This is a genomic window from Bradyrhizobium sp., assembly GCF_019244115.1.
Taxonomy (GTDB): domain Bacteria; phylum Pseudomonadota; class Alphaproteobacteria; order Rhizobiales; family Xanthobacteraceae; genus Bradyrhizobium.
The window spans coordinates 1-3854 of record NZ_JAFATE010000739.1 but is presented as its reverse complement, the minus strand read 5'-3'; the positions used below and the strand labels follow the sequence as shown (position 1 = coordinate 3854).

Sequence of the window (3854 nt, the reverse complement as noted above, 5' to 3'; positions counted from 1 at the left end):
TCCCATTGCGTCCCGGCGACGCTCGGCCTTCTCCCGCGCGCCGGCGCTTCTCGCCACCACCTCGGTCGCGGCGCTTCTTCTCGGCGCCCCGGTGCGTGCGGGGCAGATGTTCAACACACCGCAAATGACCGTCACGAACCCGGCGGGCAACGTCACGACCTCGATCGTGATCACCGGCACGACCGTGATGGGCGCCGTCACCAATGCCGGAATGATCGCGCCGGGGAAGGCGGTAGCGGCACCAGGCTTCGTCGTCACCGCCGCGCTCGCCATCATCAATTCAAGCGTCGGTGGCGGAATCAGTAACGCCGGCGCGATCGCGGCAATCTCGGCTAACGTCGGAGCCCAGGGTATCATAATCGATGCCGCGACGGTCACGGGTGGAATCGTCAATACCGGCAAGATTACCGCGAGCGGCAGTGGGTTCGTTACCGGTATCAGTATCGAACCCGGCACCGTCGCAGGTGGAATCAGCAATGCCGGGACCATCACCGTTACGTCGACGAATGGCCATGCCGACGGTTTCTTCGTCAGCGGCAGTGTCACCGGTGGCATCGTCAATAGCGGCGTGATCACCGCGACGAACTCAACGGCGCAAGCGTTCGGCATAAGGATAGGAGCTAGCACTTCGAGCAGTTTCGAACACGGCATTTTTTCTGGCGGTATCGCGAATAGCGGAACGATCATTGCCACCGGCAAGACCAGCACCGGCATCGCGATCCTTGGCGCGAGCACCGTCAGCGGTGGCATTAGCAATACCGGCGCGATCAACGTGAGCGGCGCTCAGACGGCCAACGGCATAAATGTGCAGAATGGGGCGATCTCCGGCGGCCTGAGCAATACCGGCACGATCAGCGCTCAGGCCACGCTCCCCGCGAACAATCCGGGGCTCATTGTCAATGGACTGAACATCAACACGAACGGCACTTTCACGGGCCCGATCGCGAACACCGGAATGATCGACGCCCAAGGCACGGCGCCGCTCACCTTCACCGGGAGCACCGGATTCTTTACCCCTACCGTTCGGGTCGAGGGAGAGACGATCACCGCCGCTGGCGGTTTCAACTCCCCGACCGGGGGACAGATCACCTCGGCGATCACCAACGCCGCGACGATCGGGGCGACGCTTTCCGTGACGAGCACCCTCTCCGTCTCGGGCAACGCATTTGCCACTACGAATCCCAGCGTGGCGGGGCTTTCCGTCACCGCCAATGCAGGCTCGGCTACTGCCATTGGGGCCACGGCTGCAGGCGGCAGCGTTAGCGGCGGCATCACGAATGCCGGCACGATCAGCGTGAACCTCTCCCATATGGCGACGCTCGCCGACACCGGCGACGCAACTTCGCAGGCAATATCCAGTGCCAGCGCCACCGGAATCTTGGTGTCGGCATCGGGTGCAAGCGCCTCGGTGAGCAAGGCGATGATCGGGGGCGGGAGCATTAGCGGCAACATCACCAACGCCGGGAGCATCACGGTGAGCGCGACCGGCAACACCACCGTCACGGCTCCGACGAATGGTGGGTCGAGCAGCGCCTTCACGGGCGCCACGGGCCTCCTCGTGTCGGCAAATGGCGGGTTCAATCAGACGAGCGCCACGCAAGCCGCGGCCCAAGGTGGAAATTTCACCGGCAACATCACCAATGCCGGGACGATCAACGTCTCGGTCACAACGAGCCTGAACGGGACCGGCCAGAACCTCGCGACGGCCGCTGGACTGAACGTGAGCGCCAATGGAGGCGTAGGGCAAGCGACGGGTGGCACGATCGCGGGCGCGATCCTCAATTCAGCCATGATCCTCGTCACTGCCTCGGGCTCCGGCAACGCAGTCGGGGTCAACACGGCTACGTTGACCACCAATCTCGTGGATGCGACCGGAATTACTGCCTTCGCGGGAGGCGGCACCGACGATCCCGCGGGAGGCGGGTCGCTCGAGACCACGAGCATCACCAACATCGGCGTCATCAAGGCGAGCGCCAAGGGCGCCGCGCAGATCCTGCCCTTCGCGACCGGCATCGCGATTGTTGCGGGTGGCGGCGCCGCGAACTCGGGTAGCGCGAAGCCATCGGCGTCGCGCAGCGCCGGCGGCGTCTTCCGAGGCGACATCGTCAACAACGGCACGGTCATCGCGAGCGCCATCAGCGCCACCGCCGCCGGCGCCCAGGCCATTTCGGTTTTCGCGGTCGGTGGAAACGCCACGGTTGCCAATGCGAGCGCCGCAGGAGGCACCATCGTCGGGAACATCACCAACACCGGATCGCTCGTCGCGAGCGTGTCCGGGACGTCGACGGGCAGCATTCCGGCATCGGCGACAGGCCTATCGATCGGCTTCGGAAATCCGGTCGAGCAGAATGGTGGGGTCGCGACGCCGGGCACCATCATGGGCAACGTGCTCAACGCCGGCACGATCCAGGTGAACGCCTCCGGCGCCGGCGAGAGGGGGATCGGCATCTCGGTCGGCACGTCGACGAAGGGTCGGGTCAGCACGGGCGTCTTCACCGGCGCGATCACCAACTCCGGCACGATCAACGCGATCGGCACGAACGGGGCCATCGGCACCGGTATTGCGATCGTCGTGCCGGTTTCGGGAGGGATCACAAACACCGGCACGATCACGGGCTCGACCTCGGCGATCGACCTTTCGCAAGAGATGGGCGGCGCGAGCGTTGTCAATCAGAACGGCGGCACGATCGCGGGCAGCATCATCGGCTCGGGTAACACGAAGGGCGACGCGCTCAACGTCACGGGCGGCCAGATCGTGCTTGCGCCGACGCAAAGCATCTCAGGTTTTGGCACCTACACGCAAACGGGCGGCACGCTCGTGTTCAACGTGACGCAAAGCACGATAGCGGGGACCTATCCGACCTTGAGCGCCGGCACGATCAATTTGCGCGGCGGCACTTTCGAGCTCTCTCCCGTGGCGGCGAGCCTCTTCGCGCTCGCGACGCAGCGCACGACGGTGTTCCGGAACGCCATCGTGGCCGACCCGCCGCTTTCGGGCGGCTTCGCCGCCGTCAAGAGCTCGATCACGCTCTTCCAGGCGAGCACCCAGCCCGATCCGACGACCGCGAACGCGCTCGACGCGGTCTTGAGCTTGAGCCCAGCAGGGCTCGCGGCGAGCGCGCAAGACCTCACTCAAGATGGGCGCCTCGGGCTCGACGCGCCGCGCGTGCTCACGCAAGCCATCCAGGATCGCCTCGTCGCGAATGGCGGTGCGCTCGGCGAATGGGTGCCGGGCGGCGCCCCGGCTCCGGGCGTGATCTCGAAGGGCCCGGTGACGCAACCGAGCTTTTCGTTCGGCAACGCCAATCTCTGGGCGCGCGGCGCGGATCAGTTCGGCAGCGCGACCCCCTCGGCCTCGAGCGCCGGCGTGGGCTACGACATCAATCGCGCCGCGCCGCTCATCGCCGGCATCGATTGGCGCCTCGACAATGGCATCGTGGCGGGCGTGGCCGCGACTTACGTCGCGACTTCGGCGAAGTTCAAGGACGGCTCGAGCACGAATGTGAACTCGTATCAAGGCGGCGCTTACGCCGGCTGGGCCGGCGGCCCCGGGTCGCCCTTGTATGCGCTCGGCAGCGTCGTCGCGAGCTTCAACGATTTCGGCACCTCGCGCTTGCTCACGCCCTTCGGGCTTCCCGGTGACGCCACCTCCTCGCCCTCGGGCCAGAGCTATCAGGCCCATGCGGAGGGCGGATATCACTGGGCGCTGCCGGCGGGAGGCGTGAATGTGAGCGTCACGCCCTACGCGGCCTTGGATTACGTCTACGCGCATGTCGACGGCTTCTCGGAGACGGGCGACTTCGGCGCGCTCTCGGTGAGCGCCTCGGACAACAACTCCTTGCAGACGACGCTCG

3 protein-coding genes are annotated in these 3854 nt (G+C 66.0%); 1 reads left to right on the top strand and 2 read right to left on the bottom strand.

Annotated features, from left to right (window positions below; translation table 11 throughout):
• Both JOZ76_RS31800 and JOZ76_RS31795 read right to left on the bottom strand, forming a co-directional pair.
• Positions 1–771: hypothetical protein (locus JOZ76_RS31800; RefSeq protein ID WP_291705354.1), on the bottom strand; the 771-nt coding region annotated here is incomplete at its 3' end.
• Positions 772–858: 87 nt separating this feature from the next.
• Positions 859–1497: a hypothetical protein gene (locus JOZ76_RS31795; RefSeq protein ID WP_291705353.1), complete on the bottom strand. Its 639-nt coding sequence runs from the start codon at positions 1495–1497 to the stop codon at positions 859–861.
• Here JOZ76_RS31795 and JOZ76_RS31790 point away from each other — a divergent pair.
• Positions 1475–3854, top strand: a 2380-nt coding sequence (locus JOZ76_RS31790; protein WP_291705352.1) for an autotransporter outer membrane beta-barrel domain-containing protein, incomplete at its 3' end; no start/stop codon positions are given. The genes JOZ76_RS31795 and JOZ76_RS31790 overlap by 23 nt on opposite strands.